Here is a 22,540-nt window from a genome sequence, read left to right on the forward strand (position 1 = left end):
ACCCGAGCCCGCCGATGAGCACCGCCAAACCCGTTTTCAGTTTCACCCGACGCGATTCACACTGCCCGTCATGCAGCGAATTCGCGCAGCCAACACGCACGCATGATCCGTTGCGGCGCTGGCGTTATGCGGGTCTCGCGCTGCCCATCGTGTTTCTGGCGGTGGTCGAGGTGCTGGTGCGCGCGTCGCTGCTGCCGATGCATCTGGTGCCGGCACCGAGCGCCATCGCGCAGACTTTGTGGGACCTGGGTGCCGCGCGTCTCGCACGGCACGTCGGCGCGAGTGTGATGCGCGTGTGCGGCGGCTTCGCGATCGGCGCCGCGCTCGCGTTGCTGATCGGCGCGGCGATGGGCCTGAGCCGGCGTGTCGACGCGTTGCTCGACCCCGCGTTTCAGGCGTTACGCGCGATTCCGTCGCTCGCGTGGGTGCCGATCCTGCTGCTGTGGATGGGTATCGACGAAGCGCCGAAGATCACGCTGATCGCGATCGGTGCGTTCTTTCCGGTGCAGGTGAGCGTGGTAGCGGGGATTCGCGGTGTCGATCGCAAGCTGATCGAATTCGGCCGGCTGAACCGGCTGGGCCAACGCGCGTTGTTCACGCGCATTCTGTTGCCCGCGTCGATGCCGCAGATTTTCACGGGACTGAGAACCGGACTTAGCCTTGCGTGGATGTTCATGGTAGCCGCCGAGCTGATCGCGGCGACACGCGGCCTTGGTTATCTGCTCAGCGACGGCCGCGAAACCGGCCGACCCGATCTCGTGTTCGGCGCGATTCTATTGCTCGCGCTGCTCGGCAAACTGAGCGACGGCATGTTGAAAGCGATCGAAACGCGCGCGCTATCGTGGCGCGATGCGCATGATGTGTCGGAGTCCAGATCATGAATCGACCGCCCACTCCATTACTCGAAGTGCGTGGACTCACGCGACGCTTCGCCGAACGCAAGGTATTCGAACAGGTGTCGTTCGCGCTCGCACGCGGAGAGATCGTCAGTCTGGTGGGACCGAGCGGTTGCGGCAAGAGCACGTTGCTGCGCGCGGTCGCGGGACTGGACAGCAGCGCGACGGGCACGGTGCTGACCGACGGCGTGCCGTTGCTGGCACCATCGCCGCGCGTCGGCATGATCTTTCAGGAGCCGCGCCTGCTGCCCTGGCTCAGCGTCGCCGACAACATCGCGTTCGCGGCCGGCCCGCATGCGGGCGACGATCCGCGCGTCGATGCGCTGCTCGCCGAAGTGGGACTCGCCGGTGTGCGCGACGTGCTGCCGAAGCAATTGTCGGGCGGTATGGCGCAGCGCGTGGCACTCGCGCGCGGCCTGTTTACCGAGCCCGATCTGCTGTTGCTCGACGAACCTTTCAGCGCCGTCGATGCGCTCACACGAGCGCGGTTGCAGCAGTTGCTGCTCACGTTGAAGCACGCGCGCGGCACGACGGTGCTGCTGGTAACGCACGATCTCGACGAAGCGCTGAGTCTCTCCGATCGCGTGCTGCTGTTGTCCGCGACTGATGCGGGCGGCCCGAGTTGCATCGCGCGCGAACTGCCGGTGACGTTGCAGCGGCCTAGAAATCCACGCGATGCTTCGTTGAACGCGTTGCGGGATGTGTTGATGGAGATGTAGCGGGCTGCTTCATGAACGCGACGCTCTGCACCAGCGCACGCTCGCCTATCTCCGGCTTCAGGTCATACACGACCAGCGCGTTTTCGCCGAGATTCTCGAGGTAGACGAAACGACCGTCACGACGATTCATTATCGACGATGCTGAACGTCAGCGTCCCCGTCGTCAGACTGTTTTTTTCCGCCTGCGCCGTACTCGAAATCACCGCGCCCGTCAGGTTCGTATTACCGTCGACGTTGATATTGAAGCCCCCGTCACCCGCCAGGATGCCCGCCTGCTCCTTCACCTGCGCATAGTTCGAATCCGCGTGCCCGTTCTGCGCGCTGAAGCTCGCGCTGCCGCCGCCCTGGCTGATGCTGAACCCGCCGCTCACGCTGCTCTGATGCGCGGTGCTGACGGTCGTATCCTGCACGCTCTGAACGTTCAGGTTGCCGCCAACGTTCGCATTCACCGTCCCACCGGCCACGTCCGAACCGATGATGTTCGTGTCACCACCGCTCACGAGCGTGACGCTGTTCGCCCCCGTCACGTGCGAATTGGTCTGGATCGCCGCATCGCTGTTCGCATCGCCATGCGCGTTCGCCATCGACGCCGACACACCAAAACCCTGATTCGTGTACGAGATGCCCACACTCGCGCTCGACGATCTGTTCGTGCTCGCCGTCGTATCGGTGTCGGTCGTATTGACGACGTTGACCTGGTTCTTCGCGGCCAGTATCACGTCGTTCACACTGACGTTCGATCCCGCAATCGTGAGGTTGCCCGAGCCGGCGGTGCCGTCGCCGGTTGCGGCGAACGTCGTCGTCCCGCCCGCCTGCACCGTCGAGCCGGTGTGCGAGGTCTGGTCTTCGCTGAAGGTGTTTTTGCATTGCCGGCAAGTGGCTTGAGCAGGCCGGCTTCCCGCCCGGACAGCGCGTGAGGATCGAGATATAACACGGCAGACTCGTCATCACGCCAGACTGAACAACGCTATACGTAGGCTGATACGTTGGATTCTTCAGTTGATTGAACTGATTGGACTTGCTACCAATAGGAAGCGACACCTCGGAGTTGTCGCTGTTTGACGCCTGAGCATTATCTCCGCCGCTACTCAGCGTCGCATTACCCGGCCCATACCCCGATCAGCTCAGGTCTGCTCAATCTTCGCTATGAAAGCGGCATTTCCCAAGAATTTTGTCGTCCGCACCTCTCCCGGACGTAGGACTGCACAGGTAAAAGGCAGGTTAAACATCAAGCAATCGTCAAGGTTTATCTCAAACCACGACGGACCCTGAAATTCCTCTATATCGTCTTGAGTCGCCTCAAAACGATATGTCACTAGGGTATTTGTCCGCACAATCAGATCACAAACCCGAACAATATAGAAAGAGTTCGCATTTTCAACTCGTAATGCATTCGCCAGACGGCGTGCGTCCTTATCAAATATCGATTTGTCATCAATCTCGCAAACACGCCACGACCGGCGAGCAACTTCAGCATCATCGAGCGAACCATCCGCGCCCAAAATCTTCCGCACGTCGGCAAGATCGCTACTTCGAAACGTGACGCGCCTATTACTTTGATCCATACCGTATCTCCTTCGTGGTGCGTCCATTTGCATTTTGAAACTCGATCGTTGTACGTCCATCTTTGCTCGGACGCAATATGACAGTCGTGCCGTCGTTAAGTGTACCGATGCTAACGTCTCCACGCCCAGTTGAAACGATCTTGACGTTATTAGGGTTCAGGGAAGCAAAGTCGCCGGCGACCGTCGCATCGTTACTATTCGGGACGGTCTCAATGCTGGTTCCACGAGACGTAACGTTCTCAACGGACGTGCGCCCGCCATAGACGCGATCGTAAGCGCTACCGCCACCACTACCCTCACTAGCGCTGTCGTTACCACCACTATTGAGCGTCGTGTTGCCCGCCCCATACCACGCCGTTCCCGGCACCGCTTTCGCCGCCTGTCCCGCCTCATTGACCAGTACCCCACCCGTACTCGTCGTCGGCGGCTCGCCCGGCATACCAAACACCGCACTCAGACCGTTGGCGATGCCTTGCAGAATCAGGTCCAGTGGCGACTGCGAAAGCGGGTTGCTGCTTTTGCTCTCCCCTGTCAACTGACGTTCATCGTCCATCGACTGGTTATACAGATGGACGCTCGAAGCCGCCGCGGCTCCCACCAGCGCACCACTGACGCCCGCCACCACGTCATGCGCTGGCGGCCTTCACCGAAACCCGGCAGGGACTGGCGTACACCCACGTTCTTCCCCTGGCTTCGCATTGCCGGCAAGTGGTTGAGCACGCCGGCTTCCCGCCCGGACAGCGCGTGAGGATCGAGGTCGAACACGGCAGACTCGTCATCACGCCAGACTGAACGGCGCTGCAAACAGCAAACCCGGCGCAAGACGGGTTTGCTACATGCACATCAACTACGCATACCCATCAATTTCCCTGCGATTTTCAATGACTCCGGGTGGCCTGTCTGCTGCCTGTCAAGAATGCAAATCAGCAATTCATACGCCACTCCATACTCTCCAAAGTCAATATATTCAGCAACGTCCTTGTAGTCTTGCTTAGAGATGTCGCTCTCAACCCGAGCGAGCGATTCACGCATCAATCGCTCGATTTCATCATAGTGTTCTTGTTGCTTCGTCATTTCGGATTTCTAGGAACGTTTGTGGGGAATGCCGTAACGATTCCGCCGCCCTTACTGGCCGGCTCTATAACTACACGAATGTCGATGCCATCGACAGATCCATTTTTAACTATTCTGCCGTTGGCTTGAACCGTTTCAGGAATAGATGGATCGGTAGCAATATCCGAGACGGCGTTCATGATCTTCGACGACGACCAGTCTTGCGGAAACACCGATTTACCGGGACCTCCTGGCCATTGATGGCCGCCACCCGTTGCATCCCCTGTCAGGATATGGTCAGTTCGATCAGGCGACGCCAAATTAACATCGCTTTGAGCATTGTCCCCAGTTCCATTATCGCCACTATTCAACGTCGCATTACCGGGCGCATACCCCGCCGTTCCCGGCACCGCTTTCGCCGCCTGTCCCGCCTCATTGACCAGTACCCCACCCGTACTCGTCGTCGGCGGCTCACCCGGCATGCCAAACACCGCACTCAGACCGTTGGCGATGCCTTGCAGAATCAGGTCCCAGTGGCGACTGCGAAAGCGGGTTGCTGCTTTTGCTCTCCCCTGTCAACTGACGTTCATCGTCCATCGACTGGTTATACAGATGGACGTTCGAAGCCGCTGCGGCTCCAGCCGTTCCTCCCACAAGCGCACCACCGACGCCCGCCACCACATTCGCAGCCAGGTTGCCGATCAGTTGCGATCCGGTCGCCGAGTCTACACCGTGCGCGATATCTGCAAGTCCCCTGGCTGCACTTGACCCCAGACTGAACAACCTCACAAACAATAAACCCGGCCAGTGCCGGGTTTATTTATCAAGCAGATGGCTCTTTAATGTACGTAACAAACTTGTTACGGCCCGCCTCCTCTAAATGCAGCCGACCACACGAAGGACAGCGATACACCGTGATTTCCTTTCCTCGAAGCATTTCGTAAAAGTATTCACCATCAACTACTTTCCCTCCATCGACAGCATCCACGATATCTTCGAGCGTCCTCTCTGGAATAAGCTTCCATTCATTGCCATTTGGAGAAACGATCAGATTAATGACGTAACCGCATCTACACGCAAACTTTGCCATTATTATTTCCCTCCGGTCGGCCGATCAAAGCGGAACACCTGTCCATTTGAATTCTGAAAGACGATCGTATTGAAATTTTGGCCATTGGGCTTACCCCATGTACGGGATGCAATAGAAGTCATATCGGCTCCTGATAAATCAGCCTGCACAATGACCCCATTGGCTTGATCGAACTTTGCTTCGATGTTTCGGACGATGCTATTGGGGTTAGTGTTTACTGGCGAGTAACCATCAACCTGACCAACACCTGTTATAGATAGATCCGCCGTCCGAACATCTGGAATGCCCTGCGAATTCGCCGTGGGCTGATGACTCACATCATATCCGGCATCCGCTAGTCCTTGCCCCGCACGAACCTCATTTGCATCAGGCGTCGCGCCGGCCTCGACAGTCACATTACCCTTTGCGCCATCGCCGTTCCCACTATTGAGCGTCGTATTACCCGCCCCATACCCCGAACTTGCGAAAGATTAGCGCCTACCTGTATTGAATTCTTTCGGGCATTTCGCAAGTGCATCGCGAACTACCGATTGAAATTCGCCGCACGCCAAGACGACCTCACCAATTTCTCTTGAATTTTCCTTGAATCCATATATGAGTTTCGCCATTTTTTCATACTCGATTAAAAAAACATAGTGCCCTTTATCCGAAAGACTTTCTGCCGATACAAGATGGGTGAAGTCACTACTTTCCGCAGCAGAGTCCATGGAAGGAAATGCACGATTACAAAGCTCACGGTAAGCATCCGACGGTGAGCGATGAAACAAATCTGCGTCTTCAACGGAGTTTTTCATGCAATACAAGCGCGCAAGCATGCTTAAGTCAACTCCCAACGTTGAGCGATTGGACCAAATTAGCCCACCTCCCATGAAATAGCCTAAGCATCCATTTGCGAAGTCAGGCGTTGACCATAGGTCAACCGCATCGCACCAGATTGCAAACGAGTCAGGGTTTCCAGACAGCATTTATTTTCCTTTAAATCCGAGGGCTCGCTTTACATCAATTGGAATCTTCGAAACGTTTAAAGGTGCAGAGGAATCCCCTGTTGCACCTGACCAATGGTACACACCGTTTCCGTCAGAGAAAAACCGATTGATGTTGCCGTTCGAGTCGATGGCATACCGAACGCCTTCACCACCCGGGACAGACGAGTTAAACAGATCAAGCGAGTTTCGCGGTTCCGTTCCGGCGTTCGACCGGTTGCCATCCATCCCGGGAGTATGTTTTGAGTTCGATTTAACTTCTAGGCCGTTGTCAGCAGTAACTTGTTCAGGAATCGGAAGACGGTCATCTCTACCACTGTTCGCAAGCGTAGCATTGTCAGGCACATACCCCAGGGTCGCCAGCAGGTACATGACCGAACCTGAAGCTGAGGCCATGCTGCAACGACGCAGCACACGCAACTGAGCAACACCCATAAACAGCAAACCCAGCGCGAAGGCTGGGTTTGTTTTTTTATTCGATCTCTAACGCATTTAGGGGCTCGTGAACTTCAACTTCATTGACATCACCATCTGGCCAAACCCAAAGCTGCCAGTTGTCGATTAGCCATCGAGTCGACACATAATAGGGCGAAGTTTCCTTTGGAAACACAACATAACAGTTGATCCCAGCCTTATAACCACTGATCGTTATCAGGCCAAGTCGATCTGACTTGTCAGGAGCCTCGCAGACCATCATTACTACATGGCTTTCGAATGGCTGCCCCGCAGCGAAACGAAGCAACGTGCCGCGCTTCATTTCCGGGTCGGTGCTCTCAATCAGCTTTTTCCAGTTCGTCATTTCAATTTAAGGTCGTGTTGCCCCGACGTATCCGCAGGTTTGGTAGGTTGCAAATCCAGCATACTCACTTCACCCATATGTGCACCGGTTCTTCCGTTGACTTGCTCGAAGCGCCCATGCTGCGAATCAACAGCATATAAGGTTCCATCGTCTGCCCGATACACATCCCGACCGTTGATGCGACTGAGCTGCGAGTCCTTGGTCCAGCCATTGTCAGTAGCAACAGTCTGCGCAGTCTGTTTTACCTGTGCGACCCGCTCTCCGGGCGGCAGATTAACAAGAGACCTTTCAAATGCTTCCGCTTCCGAGAGTGCTTTTGCCTCAGCCGTCGCTCCCTTTCCTGCGCCCTTGGTCGCCAGCGCCGCCGCGAAGAACTCCACGCCCGGCCCAACCTGATCGCCCGCCGTATAGGGCAAACGCAGTCCATCCGCCGAGATATACCCCGGATCGCCGGGCGAAGCAAACGGCCCGCCGTTCGGCGTATTTGCGATCATCTCGCCTATCGAAACAAGACCGTTCCAAACCCCAGCAACGGAATTGCTGACAGTATCCACAGCCGAATTCGCCGTGCTGCCCTGGCCGTCACCGTTGCCTGTGCTTCGATTGTAGAGGTCCGCATTGCTCGCCGTGAATGCGCCCGCGGTCCCGCCGATCAGAAATCCGCCCGCGCCCGCAATCACGTTGGACAGCACATTACCCGCCATCTGCGCTGCATCACCACCACCCAGTGCGTCCCGCGTGCCGTTAGCCAGCCGGTTCAGATCACCTGCCGTCCACGCTGCGATACCTGCACCCGCCGCACCTGCTGCGGCCGAACCAAAGCCGCCTCCACCAAGCCCACCCATCAATGCACCGCCTGCAATATGCAGCGCCGTTCTGTTCGTCCCACCCTCATCCCACGCATTCGCCGTTGCCGTGTCCCCCGCCGCCTTTGCCTCATCCCGCTTCATATCCGCATACGCACCAATCCCCTGCGCCACCACCTGCCCCGCCGCCTGCGCGGCCTGCATCACATCGGCCTGCTGCGAGAGGATCGTGCTCACATCCGGCGTCGCCGACACCGTCCCGTTGGTATCCGTCGTATCCCGACTCAGCGTCGCCACGTCCTGCGTCTGCGCCGCCTGATTCGTGATGTTGATCGCGCCCGTACTGATGGCACTACGCGTCGTCGCGCTTTCGTCGCCGTTCTCGTCCTGCGAGATCATCGGTATCGGCGCACCTGAGCCGCTCACCGAACCTTCGCCGATCGCCTTGCCCGTCACGCCGATACCGCCGCCCGCGCTGATGCCATTACTCGCCGCGCTGTAGTGCGATTCGTTCTCGATGTTGCTGAACGTCAGCGTCCCCGTCGTCAGACTGTTTTTTTCCGCCTCCGCCGTACTCGCAATCACCGCACCCTTCAGGTCCGTGTTGCCCTTGACGTTGATGTTAAATCCACCGTCACCCGCCAGAATTCCCGCCTGCTCCTTCACCTGCGCATAGTTCGAATCCGCATGCCCGTTCTGCGCACTAAAGCTCGCGCTGCCGCCGCCCTGGCTGATGCTGAACCCGCCGCTCACGCTACTCTGATGCGCGGTGCTCACCGTCGTATCCTGCACGCTCTGAACGTTCAGGTTGCCGCCAACGTTCGCATTCACCGTCCCACCGGCCACATCCGAACCGATGATGTTCGTGTCACCACCGCTCACGATCGTGACGCTGTTCGCCCCAGTCACGTGCGAATTGTTCTGAATGGCAGCGTCGCTGTTCGCATCGCCATGCGCGTTCGCCATCGACGCCGACACACCAAAGCCCTGATTCGTGTACGAGATGCCCACACTCGCGCTCGACGATCTGTTCGTGCTCGCCGTCGTATCGGTATCGGTCGTATTGACGATGTTGACCTGGTTCTTCGCGGCCAGTATCACGTCGTTGGCACTGACGTTCGATCCCGCAATCGTGAGGTTGCCCGAGCCCGCGGTGCCGTCGCCGGTTGCGGCGAACGTCGTCGTCCCGCCCGCCTGCACCGTCGAGCCGGTGTGCGAGGTCTGGTCTTCGCTGAAGGTGTTTTTGCTCGAGCTGGTGCCAAAGCTCAGCTGCACGCCGATGGTCGGGTTCTTGCCGGCCAGCGCGCCGCCCGTCAGACCCGCCACGGCGATCGCGGCATCGCCCGCGGCCGCAATCGAATGCAGCGCGGTCGCGCGCGCGTCGCCGCTGCCGTTCGCTATTGCCTGGCCCTGCTGGACCGCGCCGTTGATCGCATCGCCGATGCTGCCCGCCAGCCCGAGCGTGAAGCCGCTCTGTTTCATCTCCTGCGAATCGTCGTGATGCGACGTGTTGGTGGCCGCGTCGATGATGACGTTGGTCCCCGTGCCCGTCACATCCTGCGCGGCAATCACATCGCTGCCGGTGATATGCAGGTCGTTGCCCGCGCTCATCGTGACGCTGCCGTTCGTGCTACCAACCAGACTGCCGTTGTGGGTAACGCTACTGTCGTGCGTGTTGTCTTTCTCTTCGCGCGTGCCGTAGTTGATGCTCGCGCCGCCACCACTCATCGCGCCGAAACCGGACGCCTGCACTTCGTGCGTGGTGCTGCCCTGACTGGTGTCCTGCGTCGTCGTGATATTGAGGTCGTGGCCCGCCGATAACGTCAGGTCGTTCGTCGCGGCAACCGTGGAGCCGTTGATGTTCAGGTCGTGCGCCGCACTTGCCGCTACGGAATCGCCCGATACGAGCGAGCCGACTGATGCGACCTGATGCGAGGTGGACGTGTCCGTGACCTTCTCGCTCGACAACACATTGGAATGGTTCGTCTGCGACCAGTGATCCGCATCGTGCGTTTCCGTCACCGCGCCTACCGTGATATCGCCGGCCGATTGCAGCGTCACGCCGCCGCCCGTCGCACCGTTCACGCCACCCGTCGTCACCGACGAACCGAGAACCGACAGGTTGCCCGTACCGGACTGACCCGCCGCCAGCGTCGCGTTACCGCCTGCGTTGATGTTGCTGCCCTGCGCGGTCTCGTCGTAGGTCGAATCCTTGTGATGCGCAATCGATCCGCCCATCGACTGGCCGTTATACGACACCGTATCCTTCGCCGCCGTCACCGTCAGGTTGCCGCCCGCGACCAGTGTCGCATCGCCGCCCGCCTGCACCTGCGCGTCGGTCAGCGTCGTATTGCCGCCCGACGCGGTCACCAGGTTGCCACCGGTCGTGATCGTGCTGCCGACGTTATGCGTGGCCGTCGTGTGACCGCCGTTCAGGCCGTCCGTGGTCCCAGCATCCTGCGTCGCCGTGAGCGTCGTGGTACCCACGTTGATATCGCGGCCGGCCGCAATCGTCGTGTCGCCGCCGCTCTGCACCGACGCGCCGTTGATGGTCACGTCACGACCCGCCGCCAGCGTCGCGCTGCCCGATGCGGAAATCGTCCCGACCGACTGCACCGCCATGCCGCTCGCGTTCGAGTAGAAGCCGCCGTTCGTCGTACTCACCGACGCCTGCGCGGTCGAGCTTTCGTTGACGATATCGCGGCCCGCGCTCACCACCGTATCGACACCGCCGATACGTCCACCCAGATTCGTCACGTCCTGCACGGCGGCGACCGTGGTGGTACCGCCGCTGCCGATCACGCCACGGTTGACCACGTTGTTGCCGATCACCGTCGTCGCGACATCGCCCGCGACGTGTCCGCTGTTCGTCACGTCGCCCGTGCTGTTCAGGCTCACGCTGTGGCCCGCGACCAGCGCGCCGCTATCCTGCAGATCGACTGTGTTCGACTGCGCAAGATAAAGTTTCGGCACGAGGACGGTCTGCGTCGTGCCGTCCGGCAGCGTGACTGTCTGGTTGACGAGCCACACGATGTCGGTCGTCAGCGCGGCCATCTGCGCATCGGTCAGGCCGATGCCCACCGTCAGATTGAACGCCTGCGCGGACTGCACGCCGTTGCTCATCAACGCGGTGTATTCGTCCAGATTCGACGTATAGCCACCGAGGAACGTGCGGCCAGTCAGCTGCGTGATCTGATTCATCACCAGCTGTTCTTCGTACATCCCGTCGCCAACGCGCTTTTCGACCTGCTGCGGATTCAGACCGAGCTGAGCGAGCATGTAGTCGCTCGAAATGAACTTCGTATAGCTGGTAAAACGCGAATCGGTCTCGACGAGATAGGACGCACCGGGCGCGGTGTTGTACGAGTAGAGCGCGTTGGCGGGCAGCGTGAGGCCCGGAATGCCGTCGCCGACATTGCCCAGGGTTTGCGGACGGGATCCGGTCAGTGTGCCCGTTGCGTCGCTGACGGCCGGGCCCGCGCCCGTGACCGTCTGGCCGACGCGATCCACTGTGCCGATGTTGATGTCGGCGGCATTGGTCTGCACGGCCTGCCCCGCCGTCGCGATGGCGGGCAGTGAGGCCACGGTGGTGGCCGGCAGCGGAACCGCATCGTCGTTGACGGTCTGCGTATCGGTGCTGTCGCCGGTTTTCTGGTGCCAGTAGAACGTCGAGACGTCGGTTTCCGTGCCGGTCTGCTGGAGCAAGGTGCCGGTGTCATTCACCGCACCGCCTGTCGCGCGGCGTACGAGGTCGCCGCCTGCGGCCATCGTCGACGACTGGTTGTCGATCGTGCCGCCATCCGCGTTGACGCGGATCGAACCCTGCGCCTGGATCGTGGCCGCCGTGCCTGCGTTGATAAGCTGGTCGGTGGTCGTGGTCGTCGTGGCGGTACGGCTCAGCTCGACGTAATCGTGGCCGTCGCTGCCAAGCGTCGTATTGACCCGTACCTGGTCGGGCGCGATGTTTACCGCAGGATCGTAGTCCGGGTAGAACGCAATCGTGACCGTGCCGTCGGCGTTCTGCGTGAGGCTCTGGTAGTACTGCGTCGCGTTGTTCGTGATGACGCGGGTTTCGGTCTCGGCGGCAAACGCATAGCTTCTGTAGACGTCGGTCAGCGGCGTGGTCAGCGAGAACGTCTGCGCGGACGTGTCGATGTTCGTAACCTGGTCCGCGGGCAGCGTCACCGTGATCGGCTTCGCCAGTTGCTGGACCGCGGCCGAGCCGATGGCCCCTGCGATGATGTTCCACTGCTCATAGAGCAGGCTGCGGTAAGTGCCCAGCTGGTCAACCGGAATGCCGGCCGACCAGAAGGTCAGCGTCGGCCCCGTTGTCGTGACCGGCGTCCCGGCTTCCGTCACGACACCCGTGCGCTCGTTGGTCAGCGTATGCGCGGCCACGTCGATATCGCCCGCAGCTTCGATGGTCGAGCCGCTGTTCGTGATCGTGCCGGTCTGATTGGCCAGTAATCCTGACGAATCGCGCATACTGTCGCGCGCGAGTTCCATGTTGCCGCCGCTGTAGATGAGAGCGGCATCGGCGTTCGTCAGCGAATTCACCGCGTAGATACCGACGAACGTCGCCCCGGCGATGACAGCCTGTGCGCCGTCGTTCGTCACGTCAGTCGCGTTCACGATCACGTTGTTGCCGATCACCGCGCCGGTATTGGTCAGGCTCGCGCTGTTCGTCGTGACGGCATCACCTTCGATCGTGCCCGCGTTCGTGATAGCGCCGCTGGCGTTGAGCGTGGTCGCCGCTGCATTGATGTCCGCGCCCGCGGCGTTCACCACGTTGGCCGCGTTGAGCGTCAGCGCGTTGCCCGCTTCGAGCGTCGCGGTATTGGTCAGCGTGCCGCCTGTGGCGAGCGTCAGGTTGTTGTCGGCGTGCAGGACGCTGGCCGCGTCGGTGGCGAAATCGCCTTCGAGCGCGAGTGTCAGGTTGCGGCCCGCGATCATCGCGCCGCCGCCCAACAGTGCGCCGCTCACGCTGATATCCCGGTTCGCGCTTACCGTGCCGCCCGTGTTCGTCATCGATGCGACCGCGAGCGACACGTCCTGGCCGCCCTCGATCGCGCCGCCGGTGTTATCGAGCGCGGCGCCTGGCTGGTTCAGGTTCAGCGCCGTGCCGCCGTAAAGCAGACCGCCCGCGTTGTCGAGCTGGTTCGTGACGTTCAGGTTCGCCGCGCCTGCGGCCACGAGTTGCGCGCCCGAGTCGTTCGTCAGCGTCTGCGCGTTCACCGTTACATCGCCGTTGCCGCCCAGCACGCCGCCCGTGTTCGTCACCGTCGTCGCGGTGGCGGTCGTCGCGCCCGTGCCGGTGTTCGCGATGGTGCCGGCCGTGTTATCGATGCCTGAGACCGTGACGGCCAATGCACCATCTGCGCCATCGACAACAATCGCGCCGTTCCGGTTTGTCAGCGTCCCCATACCCGACACGGCAACCTGCGTCCCGACGATCTGGCCAGACGTGTTATCGATAGACGTGCCCGACACCGTCACGTCGGCACCGGACAGCTGCCCCTGCACGTTCGACAGCGCGCCATTCGCCCGCGCCGTGAGCGTGCCGCCCGCTATCGCCGTGCCGCCGTCGTTGCGGATGGTCTGCGCATCGAGCGCGACATTGCCGAGCGCCGACACTTCGCCAGCGTTCGTGACCGTGCCCGCCGTCAGGCTCACGTCGCCATTGCCGCCGATAACGCCGCCCGCGCCATTGGTCAACGCGCCGCTCGCGCTGAGCGTCAGGCCATCGCTATTCAGCGAGAGGATCTGACCGCCCGTGTCGTCCACCGAACCCGCAGCGACAGTGCCCTGACCAGCAGCCTGCAGGATGCCCTGCCGGTTATCCAGCGCACCCGCGCTCTGCACGTTCAGGGTGCTGCCCGACACGACCTGACCGGACGCGCTATTGATCGACGCCGCCGACAGTTGCATCGCGCCGCCGCTGCCGAGCTTCGCACTACTGGTATCGAGCGTGCCCGCTGCGTTCGCCGTGAACGTGCTGCCCGCCGTCGCCTGTGCGCCGGCAAGAGCGAGATCGCCGCCCGTCGCCGTGAGTGCGAGTGCGCTGACCGCCGAGAGTTGTGCACCCGTGAGGTCGAGCGAGACGCCGTACAGCGTGACCGAGCCAGCTGCGATCGTCTGCCCGGTCGCCGAGAGCAGACCCGCCGATGTCACCGACAGATTGCCCGCCGTACCGAGCGTTCCATCGCTGTTGACGCCCGCGCCGAGTAGCCCGGTCGACGCGACGCTGCCCGCGTTGATCGTCGTATCCTGCTGCGCGGCAATCGTGCCGCTGTTCGCGATGCTGCCTGCAGTAATGCCCAGGTTGCCGCTCGCCGTCAGCTTGCCCGTGTTGACGAGTTGACCCGAGGCCGTGAGCGTGAGATCGCCGGCCTGCGCGGCAAGCTTCCCTGCATTCGCGACGCCCACGCCGTTCTCGGTGCCTACCAGCACGATCCAGTTCGCGTACATGCCGCCTAGTTGCGACACGTCGATGGAGACACCGGGCGCTGCGCCCGTGCCCGCGATGGGCGTTGCATTGAGGCTCGCATAATCGACGTTGTTCGCGCCGGTAACGACGTTCAGCGTGTTCGCATAGATCGCCGCATTCGCCTGCACCGCGCGCGCAATCAGGTCGACCTGGTCGATATCCGATGCATTGAAGCCGTCGCCCTGAACGGTAATCGTGCCGCCCGTGACGTTAAAGCCCGTGAGATTGCCATTACCATCGATCAGCGGATTGCCAGTCGTGAGAATGCCGCGCGTCGTATTGATAAAGCCGCCGCCATCGACCACGATGCCCGAAGCGTTCGAAATGACCACATTCGCTTTCTGGCCCGCGACCTCGACGTAGCCGCGCAGCAGCGACGGATTATTGCTGTTGACCTGATTGACGATAATCTTCGCGGCATCGTTCGCGCCGAAATTCGGATTACCATTAATCTGCCCAGCCTGTTGCGTCCCGGTGATAACCGGCGAGTTATTCAGGATCGCGCCGTTTTTCTGGACATCGAACTGCGAATACGTATTTAAAGATACGCCCGCGCCGGACGGCTTGTTGATATTGACCTGCGGCAGACCATTCGCGGTATTGAGCACTCCCGGCGCATGCGCGCCGGAAGGGACGATCTGCGCATCGGAGAGCGCGGGCGCGAATCCGGCTAATGCCAGCGCGGCAAAAGCCGCATGGCGCATTGCAAACAGTGTGATGCGACGAACCGCCGTAGTTGCCCGTGTTTCACCGCGATTCGACTTGCCGTAGCCCGTCGCCGTTTCCGCAACGGCAACCAGCATGCCCCGGAACCGGCTGAAAACCAGCCGGAACGTATTCGTGTTCATTTGGTGTAGCGTGGATTTTTATTCGACCCTCCGGAAAATACCGCCAATAAACATTTCAATCAGTTAACAAATGTTATAAAAGCCGGAATAAACACATAAAACAAGAAATCGGACTTCTCCTATAGACTCGCATAAATATATTATCTAAATATATTTATGCTAAATACATATCAAGGAAAAGGGAAATGCGGCCAATCAGGTTGATCATTCCAATTGCCGTATGCCGCTATGAGCTGCTGCCCAATCGCTCCCGCTCATTGGAGCCGGCATTCATCGCGACTTTTATCCGCGATTCAAAGCAGGCTCGTCATGAACGGCATACCCCGTTACTTAGCCCTTCGAGCCTCGACAAAAGCCTCGACATAACGCAGCGCTTCCTCGCATTGTTCAGGCGTGAACGCGTGAATACTCGGCGGCACGGGATCGAAGCCGAGTTCGGTCGCGACCCAGCGGATCGCCTTGGCGCGCGCCTCGAACGCATTGACGCCGTCGCGGCGCACCTTTCCCGCCACGAGAGGCTCCAGCGCATCGTGCAGTTTGCTCTTCGCGTCGCGCAATCTCGCATCGGCGAGACGACCGAGCGGCAGGTTGTGTTTGCTGCGCGCATACACGCCGATCCACGCCTGACAGTCAGTGCACATCCATAGCGGCCCCTGATCGCCGCGATACGGATAAGGCTCGTCGCCATAACGCACGAGCAACGCGCGGCTGCCGCAGTAGTCGCAGGACGGCTGCGGCACGGCCTTGACGGGCTTGCCTACGCGCATGGAGATGTCTCCGGGGCAAAGTCGCAGTACTTCATCACATCAATCCGGCTGGCGGAAACTGGGAAAGGCCAGACAGTTTAATGGAATGCGCTTGCCTACAGGTATCCGTCTACACCTGAGAATGCCGTGGCGCAAGTGCAAGCGCAGGCGAATTGAATTAGCCAACGCGCCGGTCGACGCCCGAATCGACCGGTCAATCGCAAGCCATCCTGCACACTGGCTCTCAGCTGAACCTTGGTTGGAACTCAGCCGCGCCCCTGCGCAATCTCCATCACCATTCGCCGTCGCGCCGCCAACCCTTCGGCCGAGCGTTGCTTCACGAGCTCCACCACCGCTGACGGTGCCGTCTCCGGATCGCCCGCATCGAACGGCGGCGCCGGCGCGTATTCGAGTTCGAGCTGGATGGCCTGGGCCTCTTCCACTCCCGCGAGTTCGGCGGCAACGGTGAGCCCGAAATCGATGCCCGCCGTCACGCCGCCGCCGGTGATCAGATTGCCGTCACGCACGACACGCGCATGCGTCGGTATCGCGCCGAGCGGTTCCAGCAACGCATGAAACGCCCAATGTGTGGTCGCGCGTCGCCCGCGCAACAGACCTGCCGCGCCAAGCAGCAACGCGCCGGTGCAGACCGACGTCACATAGCGCGCGTTCGCGGCCTGCTTGCGCACGAAGTCGAGCGTCTGCCCGTCCCGCAGCAAAGCCGTCACGCCACCGCCGCCCGGCACGCAGATCACGTCGAGCGGCGGGCAGCTTTCGTAGGTCGTGGTCGGCGTCAGCACCAACCCGTTGCTCGACGCCACCGGCTCCAGCGTCTTCGCGATCAGATGTGTGGTTGCGCCGGGCAACGAGGCGAGCACATCGTGCGGACCGGTCAGATCCAGCTGCTGGACTTGCGGAAATACCAGAAAACCGATTTGCAGTTTCATAGGGACACCTTATCGAAGGAAGAATCGAACCGCGCGTGAAAAATTCTTGCAGATGGACGGATCGATTCTATGCAGGTAGTCTTTGGCGAGACTGCCATTCACCCCTTGATTTCTGCCACGCTCGTCTACACGCACTGTCGCGCCTCATCATGTCCAGCGAACCCCGCTCCGTCGTGCTGCTCGCCTTCCCCAACGTGCAACTGCTCGACGTCAGCGGTCCGCTGCAGGTGTTCGCGTCCGCCAACGAACTCGCCGCGCAACGCGGACTTGCGCCGCTATATGCGCCGCGCGCGGTGGCGGCCGAAGCCGGGCCGGTCACGTCGTCGGCAGGGCTTGCGCTGGTCGCCGGTTCGATACGCTCGGCGAAGGGGCCGCTCGATACGCTGATCGTGCCCGGCGGTTTCGGCATCAACGCCGCGCTGGCCGATTCCCGTCTGATCCGCTGGACCCAACGCGAAGCTCCGCGTGCAAGACGCGTTGCGTCGGTCTGTTCGGGTGCGTTCCTGCTCGCCGAGGCCGGGCTGCTGGATGGCCGGCGCGTCGTCACACATTGGGCGCGCTGCGATGAACTCACGCAACGCTATCCGCAACTGCGTGTCGAAACCGATCCCATTTTCATCCGTGATGGCGCGATCTGGACGTCGGCGGGCGTCACCGCGGGCATCGATCTCGCGCTGGCGCTGCTCGAGGAAGACCACGGCCGCGCGCTCGCACTCGACGTCGCGCGTGAACTCGTCGTGTTTCTGAAGCGGCCCGGCGGCCAGTCGCAATTCAGCGCGACGCTGTCGCTGCAAAACGCCGACGACCGCTTCGGCGATTTGCACGCATGGATGGCCTCGCATCTGAGCGCCGACCTGTCGGTCCCCGCGCTCGCGCGCCGCCTGCATATGAGCGAGCGCAGCTTCATGCGCCACTACAAGGCGCAAACGGGCCGCACGCCCGCGCGCGCGGTCGAGCAGCTACGCATCGAAACAGCGCAGCGTCTGCTCAGCGAAACCTCATGGTCGATCAAACGGATCGCCGCGCGTTGCGGCTTCGGCAGCGAGGAAACGATGCGCTGCAGTTTCGTGCGTCTGTTGCGCGTCGCGCCGCAGACGTATCGCGAGCGGTTTTCGTCGGGATAGTCGGGATAAAGCGCAAGAAGCGAAGTTGACTAACGCGTATCGCGCGCAATCGGCCGCGTCACCTCAGAACCCGTGCCGCACGATCAACGTCGCGCCCGTATCGTGCGAATGAAGAATCGCCACGCGCGCGGTGCCGGAGAAAACCCAGTCGTCGATCGTCAGCGAGAGTCGTCGCTGCGGCGACGAGCCGATCGACAACGTCGAGCCGTTCATCTGCACGATCGACAATTGCAGCCCCGTCGCCGCGCTCAGGCGAAGAGGATTGACGGTGTGCTGCGCGTCGCCAACCGCGGCCTCGCTCTCGAACACCGGCGCGAACTGCGGCCCCGACGATGCCAACGCCTTCGCGCCGCCCAGCCGCACGTCGTGCGTCACGTCCGCGCTATAGAAGTTCTCGATTTGCGCATAGAACGGCTTGTCCTGGATCGACTGATACTCCATCGCATAGCGCTGCTGCTGAAAATAGCGCTGCGGTTCGGGAATAGGCGGCACCACTTCGACGGGCAACGCGACGATGTTCGCGACTATCATCGGCGCGGGCGCATCACCGGCCAGGCCGCCCGCGACCGCGGAGCCGCTCAGCACGAAGAATATCGCTGCGACAATCCTCTCGTTCGGGCACGTCATGCATGCCTCCCGTGAAGGAATTGAAACGTCACATGACTAACCGTTCAGTGTGAACCGGCCGCCCTGCCGCCGAGTCGGCATTCACCCATTGTAGTCAGTCAATTGCGCAGCGGTAGGTCAAAGTGTGAGGTATCGGGCATATCGCGGCGAGTGCGTCGGCCGGACGACGCGAGGTGAAAGCGCTGCCAGCGCATAAATGACCGGCGCGCACCGGCGGCGATATCGTTCGAGTCGCACAGGACCGGCAAGTCTTGCACGCCGCTCTCCGCGATCGTTGCAGAGTCAACGTCTTCTATCTAAGGGTTTCATTCGACCGGTTTCATTGCGCCTGCGCGCGGCCGTCACCCGCAATCCTCGCGCGCCGCCAAACGACCGTTCGAATGCGTTGCGGGCAAGCGCGCAACCACGCCCACGCACGATCGGGCATGAAACGCACGACGAGCAGGATCAACGCGAGCAGCGCGGGCCCCCAGCGCAAATCGGTCGGCACCGGTTCGCGCCGCGCGAAACGCGCATCCAGCAGCGCGTCGCCCATCGTGGTCGCGGCCACGAGACGCCGATAGCTCAGCGCCGTTTGCGATGCCACCGACGCCAGATACTCGCCGCGCAACGAGGACAGCTCCTCGTGCGTCGGCTCCTGCACCTTGAGCCCCGGCTTGGTGGGGATCTGGATCACGTCGTCGGCCTGCCAGTAGCCGAGCCGGTGGCCGTCGGCGTCGGACTTCGGAATCGCGGCGAGCTGGTCGCCGCCCACGCCGATCAGCCAGCCCTTGATCCGCGCCGCGTTGATGTCCGGCATCAGCGCGCGCGAGGCCGCGACCGGCGGCGCCTCCTGGCCGTCGGTGACGAACGCGATAGCCGCGCCATCGCCGACGCTCTGTGCAACGCGCACCGCCGAGTAGACGCCGCCCTCGGCAATCCGGCTCCAGTTGGTCCAGCGCATGCGGCCGTCGATCCCATCGAGCGACGCCAGCAGCGCATCGTAATTGCCGCACACTTCGACGGGCGCCAGCAACAGCAGCGTCTGTTGCCCGGTGAAGATGCTCCAGCCCACCTTCGAACCGCACGGCAACCGGCCGAGCGCATCGCGCATCGCCGTCTGGGCGAACTTCAGCCGGCTGACCGGCTGGCCGTCGAGCATCACGTCCTCGACGTCCATGCTCTGCGTGATGTCGAACGAAACGATGTAGTCGAAGGTATCGCGCGGCAGCGTCGCATCCGGCAGTGCGAGCGCCGCGATCAACGCGACGAGCGCGAGCGGCGTCAGCCACGGGCGCACCCTCGCGAAGCCGCGTTCGGGCGTCGCGCCGCTCATGGCAGATCCTGGCTTTGTGGATCCCGCAGCTTGATGTTGTGCTGCTCCTTCACGTCGGGCCGGTCGGACGCGGCGCCGGTTTCCGGCGCGAGCCACAGCGCGCGCTCGAGGTTGTAGCGCGCGTCCCAGTCGTCGGGCGCGGCGCGCAGCACCAGCCGGTAGCGCGCCTTCGCCTCGCCGACCATCACGAGCGATCGCAGCGCATGCGCGGTGCCGTCGCTGCTGCCCTGGCGCAGATACAGATTGCCGAGATCGAACAGCGCCGCGCGGCCGACGTCGTCGAGCGGCACGCCTTCGTGGAACAGGCCGTTATAGAGCCGCGCGGCCTGCTCGTAGGCGCCCGCTTTCGACAGCGCCATCGCGCGCGCGAGCTGAACCTGCCGCGCGTCGTCGAGCCCGGCATGTTCTCGCGGATCGGCGTGAGAATCAGCACGCGAGTCGCCGCCCGGCATATTCGCCGCCGCCACCGCCGCGTTGACCCGCTCCACGTGCTGAAGACGCGTCCAGCCATACGCGGCCCACACCGCGCAACAGACGGCGACGCTTCCGAACATCGCGTGAATCAGCGTGCGCTTCATGCCCAGCTCCTGACCTGCAACGTATGCAATAGCACGAGCAGCGCCGAGCCCAGCAACGCGAGCGCGAAGCAATACAGGCTCAGGTCCTGGCGCGGCAGATGCTCGATGAACGTGGTCGGCGCGTTCTGCTGCCGGTTGATCTCCGCGATGGCCGCCATCATCCCCTTCGCGTCCTCGGCCTGAAACAGCCGGTACGGCGTGCCGAGCGTCAGAAAGAAGCGATGAAGCTCCGCTTCGGCCGAGGTTGCACCGCCCGGTGGCGTCGCGTTCAGATCGGGGCTGTAGACGCTGCTGCGCAGATAGATGAAGTAAAGCGCGATGCGCTCGCGCTGCAAGCCCTCGCGGATGCGTTTCTGCACCGCCTCGTCGAGCCGCGCGCCGCCGTCGGACACCAGCACGATCGCGCGTTTGCCCGACGACGGCCGGCCGTCGAACTGCGCGAGCGCGGCGAGCATGCCGCGATCGAGCTGCGTGTCGGGCATGCCGCGGCCGATCGCCGTCGCCGCGACCGCCGCGTCGATCACGCGATGGTTGTACGTGAACGGCATCGCCAGCACGGGGCTCGTGCCGAACATCATCAGCGCGAGCCGGTCGTTGGGCCGCAGCTCGACGAAGCGCGTCAGCGCGGCGCGCGCCACCTTGTTCTTCGACTCGCCGCGCGGCGCCTCGACGCCCTTGCTGCCCATCGGTTCGTCCATGCTTGCGCTGCGGTCCATCAGGATCAGGATCTGCGCGCCGCTACCGGTGCGCAGCACCTGCAGTTGCGAGCGGCCCGGCTGCGCGAGCCCCACCACCAGCGACGCGATCGCAAGCGTCGCGCAACCGCGTTCGAGCCAGCCGACCCAGCGGCCGACGTGATCGGTCGGCAGCCACGCGACGCTCGCGAACACCAGCGTATCGCTGCGCCGCCGCAGCAACGGCAGCACCGCGAGCGGCAGCAGGATCAGCAGCCACGGCAACGCGAAGTCGAAACGCGTGGTCATCGCTGGTGACGCCGTTCGGCGCGATACAGCGCGCGGCACAGCGCCTGCAACGGAAAGGCGCCGACCTGCGAAGCGGGTTCGAAAAAGCGCGCCGCCGACACCTGGTAGAAATGTTCGAGCTGCGCGCGCAGCGGTTGCAGATGCGGCGCGCGCGCGAGCAGCGCCGGCAGCGAGCCCGCGTGCACGACCTGTCCGGCGGTTTCGTTGAGCGCGCGATGCAGGCAGAACCACGCATCGCTCGAGGCCGCCGCCTGCGGGTCCGGCACGCGCTGCATCTGCCGCCACGCGCGCGCGAACGGCAGTCGCGCCGACTCGCGCCGGTTGCGCCACCCCCACCAGCCGGCCCAGCCCAGCAGCGTCGCGAGCAGCAGACCGAACGCCCACGCGATCTGCCGACGCAGACCGGCCGTCGGCAGCAACGGCGCCGCGCGGTCCGGCCGTAGCGACGTCAGATCGCCGGCGGCGAACGCGCTCGGCGGCGTCAGCGGTCCGATGCTCGCCGGCCATTCGGCGATCTGCAATTGGGTGCCGCTCGCCGAAATCAGCGTTATCGCGGGTAGCGCGATCTGCGTGAGCGTCTGCGGCGCGTTGACGACCTGATAGCCGATCACCATCCACGTGCGGCCGTCGGTATCGGTTTCGAGCGACGCCGGCCGGCGTTCGAGCCACAGGCCGGTGCGGCCGATCGACGGCGGCTCGACCGCGCCGACGCTCCTGCCGTTCGCCTGCAGCAGCACGCGTTGCGTCAGCACGTCGCCGAGCACGTAGCCGAATGCGCGCGGCTCCTGCACCGTGGCGGGCACGCTGGTCGCCGCGTCGCTGCTGGTGCCGCCGGCCGCGCTCGCCGCATCAGCCGCTTCCGCCACGCCCACCATCCCCACGCCACACGCGAGACCGAGCAGCAGCGCGCCCAGCCGACGGGCCAATCTTTGCATGCGCGTCATACCCTTCACTCGCGCCCGAGCACCACGACG

General features: G+C 62.4%; 22 protein-coding genes and 1 pseudogene. 5 read left to right on the forward strand and 18 right to left on the reverse strand.

Annotated features, from left to right (window positions below):
- Nucleotides 1-14: 14 nt before the first annotated feature.
- Together HHL14_RS06165 and HHL14_RS06170 are read left to right on the forward strand one after the other, a co-directional pair.
- Nucleotides 15-881 carry an ABC transporter permease gene (locus HHL14_RS06165; RefSeq protein ID WP_169496673.1) on the forward strand — a complete coding sequence of 289 codons (867 nt, stop codon included), beginning with the start codon at nt 15-17 and terminating at the stop codon, nt 879-881.
- Nucleotides 878-1,615 carry an ABC transporter ATP-binding protein gene (locus HHL14_RS06170; protein WP_169496674.1) on the forward strand — a complete coding sequence of 246 codons (738 nt, stop codon included), beginning with the start codon at nt 878-880 and terminating at the stop codon, nt 1,613-1,615. The genes HHL14_RS06165 and HHL14_RS06170 overlap by 4 nt, the downstream gene beginning before the upstream one ends.
- A 119-nt stretch (nt 1,616-1,734) precedes the next feature.
- Here the strand turns inward: HHL14_RS06170 and HHL14_RS33745 are convergent.
- Nucleotides 1,735-2,478 (reverse strand): annotated as a pseudogene (locus HHL14_RS33745) (hemagglutinin repeat-containing protein); the annotation flags it as partial.
- A gap of 2 nt (nt 2,479-2,480) precedes the next feature.
- Here HHL14_RS33745 and HHL14_RS33750 point away from each other — a divergent pair.
- A complete protein-coding gene (locus HHL14_RS33750; RefSeq protein WP_169496852.1) occupies nt 2,481-2,546 on the forward strand; it encodes a SymE family type I addiction module toxin in 66 nt (21 codons plus the stop codon).
- Nucleotides 2,547-2,739: 193 nt separating this feature from the next.
- On the opposite strand, the gene HHL14_RS06185 is transcribed toward HHL14_RS33750, so the two are convergent.
- Together HHL14_RS06185 and HHL14_RS06190 are read right to left on the reverse strand one after the other, a co-directional pair.
- Complete coding sequence (locus HHL14_RS06185) at nt 2,740-3,180, reverse strand: hypothetical protein (RefSeq protein WP_169496676.1); 441 nt, start codon at nt 3,178-3,180, stop codon at nt 2,740-2,742.
- Nucleotides 3,167-3,733: a hypothetical protein gene (locus tag HHL14_RS06190; RefSeq protein WP_169496677.1), complete on the reverse strand. Its 567-nt coding sequence runs from the start codon at nt 3,731-3,733 to the stop codon at nt 3,167-3,169. The genes HHL14_RS06185 and HHL14_RS06190 overlap by 14 nt, the downstream gene beginning before the upstream one ends.
- Before the next feature lie 191 nt (nt 3,734-3,924).
- Here HHL14_RS06190 and HHL14_RS33755 point away from each other — a divergent pair, with 191 nt between their 5' ends.
- Nucleotides 3,925-3,972, forward strand: a complete 48-nt coding sequence (locus HHL14_RS33755; RefSeq protein WP_329601627.1) for a hypothetical protein — start codon at nt 3,925-3,927, stop codon at nt 3,970-3,972.
- 51 nt (nt 3,973-4,023) lie between these two features.
- Here the strand turns inward: HHL14_RS33755 and HHL14_RS06195 are convergent, their stop codons facing one another.
- The 10 genes from HHL14_RS06195 to HHL14_RS06240 form a co-directional block, all read right to left on the reverse strand.
- Nucleotides 4,024-4,254 carry a hypothetical protein gene (locus HHL14_RS06195; RefSeq protein ID WP_169496678.1) on the reverse strand — a complete coding sequence of 77 codons (231 nt, stop codon included), beginning with the start codon at nt 4,252-4,254 and terminating at the stop codon, nt 4,024-4,026.
- Nucleotides 4,251-4,715: an EndoU domain-containing protein gene (locus tag HHL14_RS06200; RefSeq protein WP_169496679.1), complete on the reverse strand. Its 465-nt coding sequence runs from the start codon at nt 4,713-4,715 to the stop codon at nt 4,251-4,253. Before HHL14_RS06200 ends, HHL14_RS06195 begins: the two co-directional genes overlap by 4 nt.
- 341 nt (nt 4,716-5,056) lie before the next feature.
- Entirely contained in the window at nt 5,057-5,323 is a 267-nt protein-coding gene (locus tag HHL14_RS06205) for a hypothetical protein (protein WP_169496680.1), read from the reverse strand.
- A gap of 2 nt (nt 5,324-5,325) precedes the next feature.
- Nucleotides 5,326-5,718, reverse strand: coding sequence for a CdiA C-terminal domain-containing protein (locus HHL14_RS33105; protein WP_169496681.1), 393 nt, complete (start codon nt 5,716-5,718; stop codon nt 5,326-5,328).
- A gap of 75 nt (nt 5,719-5,793) precedes the next feature.
- Nucleotides 5,794-6,288: an Imm42 family immunity protein gene (locus tag HHL14_RS06215; protein ID WP_169496682.1), complete on the reverse strand. Its 495-nt coding sequence runs from the start codon at nt 6,286-6,288 to the stop codon at nt 5,794-5,796.
- Nucleotides 6,289-6,678, reverse strand: a complete 390-nt coding sequence (locus HHL14_RS06220) for a hypothetical protein (protein WP_169496683.1) — start codon at nt 6,676-6,678, stop codon at nt 6,289-6,291. It abuts the gene before it with no gap.
- A gap of 100 nt (nt 6,679-6,778) precedes the next feature.
- Nucleotides 6,779-7,105: an Imm45 family immunity protein gene (gene imm45 / locus HHL14_RS06225; RefSeq protein ID WP_169496684.1), complete on the reverse strand. Its 327-nt coding sequence runs from the start codon at nt 7,103-7,105 to the stop codon at nt 6,779-6,781.
- Nucleotides 7,102-15,246 (reverse strand): hemagglutinin repeat-containing protein, encoded by an 8,145-nt coding sequence (locus tag HHL14_RS06230; RefSeq protein ID WP_169496685.1) that lies wholly within the window; start codon nt 15,244-15,246, stop codon nt 7,102-7,104. The genes imm45 and HHL14_RS06230 overlap by 4 nt, the downstream gene beginning before the upstream one ends.
- 326 nt (nt 15,247-15,572) lie before the next feature.
- On the reverse strand, nt 15,573-16,013 hold the full coding sequence (locus tag HHL14_RS06235) for a zinc-finger-containing protein (protein WP_169496686.1): 441 nt from the start codon (nt 16,011-16,013) through the stop codon (nt 15,573-15,575).
- A 245-nt stretch (nt 16,014-16,258) separates the two neighbouring features.
- Nucleotides 16,259-16,939 (reverse strand): DJ-1/PfpI family protein, encoded by a 681-nt coding sequence (locus HHL14_RS06240; protein WP_169496687.1) that lies wholly within the window; start codon nt 16,937-16,939, stop codon nt 16,259-16,261.
- Between the two features lie 149 nt (nt 16,940-17,088).
- Between HHL14_RS06240 and HHL14_RS06245 the strand changes: the two genes are divergently transcribed.
- Complete coding sequence (locus HHL14_RS06245; protein ID WP_169496688.1) at nt 17,089-18,063, forward strand: GlxA family transcriptional regulator; 975 nt, start codon at nt 17,089-17,091, stop codon at nt 18,061-18,063.
- A gap of 63 nt (nt 18,064-18,126) precedes the next feature.
- Here HHL14_RS06245 and HHL14_RS06250 read toward each other — a convergent pair whose 3' ends face one another.
- The 5 genes from HHL14_RS06250 to HHL14_RS06270 form a co-directional block, all read right to left on the reverse strand.
- Nucleotides 18,127-18,690, reverse strand: coding sequence for a hypothetical protein (locus HHL14_RS06250; RefSeq protein ID WP_169496689.1), 564 nt, complete (start codon nt 18,688-18,690; stop codon nt 18,127-18,129).
- A 319-nt stretch (nt 18,691-19,009) separates the two neighbouring features.
- The gene (locus HHL14_RS06255; protein WP_169496690.1) at nt 19,010-20,005 is read right to left on the reverse strand and encodes a vWA domain-containing protein; all 996 of its coding nucleotides are present in this window, start codon (nt 20,003-20,005) and stop codon (nt 19,010-19,012) included.
- The gene (locus HHL14_RS06260; RefSeq protein ID WP_169496691.1) at nt 20,002-20,583 is read right to left on the reverse strand and encodes a tetratricopeptide repeat protein; all 582 of its coding nucleotides are present in this window, start codon (nt 20,581-20,583) and stop codon (nt 20,002-20,004) included. Before HHL14_RS06260 ends, HHL14_RS06255 begins: the two co-directional genes overlap by 4 nt.
- Nucleotides 20,580-21,566 (reverse strand): vWA domain-containing protein, encoded by a 987-nt coding sequence (locus HHL14_RS06265; RefSeq protein ID WP_169496692.1) that lies wholly within the window; start codon nt 21,564-21,566, stop codon nt 20,580-20,582. The genes HHL14_RS06260 and HHL14_RS06265 overlap by 4 nt, the downstream gene beginning before the upstream one ends.
- Nucleotides 21,563-22,501 (reverse strand): calcium incorporation protein MxaA, encoded by a 939-nt coding sequence (locus tag HHL14_RS06270; RefSeq protein WP_230412934.1) that lies wholly within the window; start codon nt 22,499-22,501, stop codon nt 21,563-21,565. The genes HHL14_RS06265 and HHL14_RS06270 overlap by 4 nt, the downstream gene beginning before the upstream one ends.
- Nucleotides 22,502-22,540: the final 39 nt, after the last annotated feature.

The organism is Paraburkholderia antibiotica, from assembly GCF_012927125.1.
Lineage (GTDB): Bacteria > Pseudomonadota > Gammaproteobacteria > Burkholderiales > Burkholderiaceae > Paraburkholderia > Paraburkholderia antibiotica.

What these genes read in the sequence shown, in the direction of transcription:
- HHL14_RS06215 (WP_169496682.1), bottom strand. Translation starts at nt 6,288, where the DNA reads ATGCTGTCTGGAAACCCTGACTCGTTTGCAATCTGGTGCGATGCGGTT.
- HHL14_RS06170 (WP_169496674.1), top strand. Translation starts at nt 878, where the DNA reads ATGAATCGACCGCCCACTCCATTACTCGAAGTGCGTGGACTCACGCGA.
- imm45 (WP_169496684.1), bottom strand. Translation starts at nt 7,105, where the DNA reads ATGACGAACTGGAAAAAGCTGATTGAGAGCACCGACCCGGAAATGAAG.
- HHL14_RS06190 (WP_169496677.1), bottom strand. Translation starts at nt 3,733, where the DNA reads ATGGACGATGAACGTCAGTTGACAGGGGAGAGCAAAAGCAGCAACCCG.
- HHL14_RS06265 (WP_169496692.1), bottom strand. Translation starts at nt 21,566, where the DNA reads ATGACCACGCGTTTCGACTTCGCGTTGCCGTGGCTGCTGATCCTGCTG.
- HHL14_RS06255 (WP_169496690.1), bottom strand. Translation starts at nt 20,005, where the DNA reads ATGAGCGGCGCGACGCCCGAACGCGGCTTCGCGAGGGTGCGCCCGTGG.
- HHL14_RS06200 (WP_169496679.1), bottom strand. Translation starts at nt 4,715, where the DNA reads ATGCCGGGTGAGCCGCCGACGACGAGTACGGGTGGGGTACTGGTCAAT.
- HHL14_RS06230 (WP_169496685.1), bottom strand. Translation starts at nt 15,246, where the DNA reads ATGAACACGAATACGTTCCGGCTGGTTTTCAGCCGGTTCCGGGGCATG.
- HHL14_RS06240 (WP_169496687.1), bottom strand. Translation starts at nt 16,939, where the DNA reads ATGAAACTGCAAATCGGTTTTCTGGTATTTCCGCAAGTCCAGCAGCTG.
- HHL14_RS06205 (WP_169496680.1), bottom strand. Translation starts at nt 5,323, where the DNA reads ATGGCAAAGTTTGCGTGTAGATGCGGTTACGTCATTAATCTGATCGTT.
- HHL14_RS06220 (WP_169496683.1), bottom strand. Translation starts at nt 6,678, where the DNA reads ATGTACCTGCTGGCGACCCTGGGGTATGTGCCTGACAATGCTACGCTT.
- HHL14_RS06185 (WP_169496676.1), bottom strand. Translation starts at nt 3,180, where the DNA reads ATGGATCAAAGTAATAGGCGCGTCACGTTTCGAAGTAGCGATCTTGCC.
- HHL14_RS06165 (WP_169496673.1), top strand. Translation starts at nt 15, where the DNA reads ATGAGCACCGCCAAACCCGTTTTCAGTTTCACCCGACGCGATTCACAC.
- HHL14_RS06235 (WP_169496686.1), bottom strand. Translation starts at nt 16,013, where the DNA reads ATGCGCGTAGGCAAGCCCGTCAAGGCCGTGCCGCAGCCGTCCTGCGAC.
- HHL14_RS06245 (WP_169496688.1), top strand. Translation starts at nt 17,089, where the DNA reads ATGTCCAGCGAACCCCGCTCCGTCGTGCTGCTCGCCTTCCCCAACGTG.
- HHL14_RS06250 (WP_169496689.1), bottom strand. Translation starts at nt 18,690, where the DNA reads ATGACGTGCCCGAACGAGAGGATTGTCGCAGCGATATTCTTCGTGCTG.
- HHL14_RS06270 (WP_230412934.1), bottom strand. Translation starts at nt 22,501, where the DNA reads ATGCAAAGATTGGCCCGTCGGCTGGGCGCGCTGCTGCTCGGTCTCGCG.
- HHL14_RS06195 (WP_169496678.1), bottom strand. Translation starts at nt 4,254, where the DNA reads ATGACGAAGCAACAAGAACACTATGATGAAATCGAGCGATTGATGCGT.
- HHL14_RS06260 (WP_169496691.1), bottom strand. Translation starts at nt 20,583, where the DNA reads ATGAAGCGCACGCTGATTCACGCGATGTTCGGAAGCGTCGCCGTCTGT.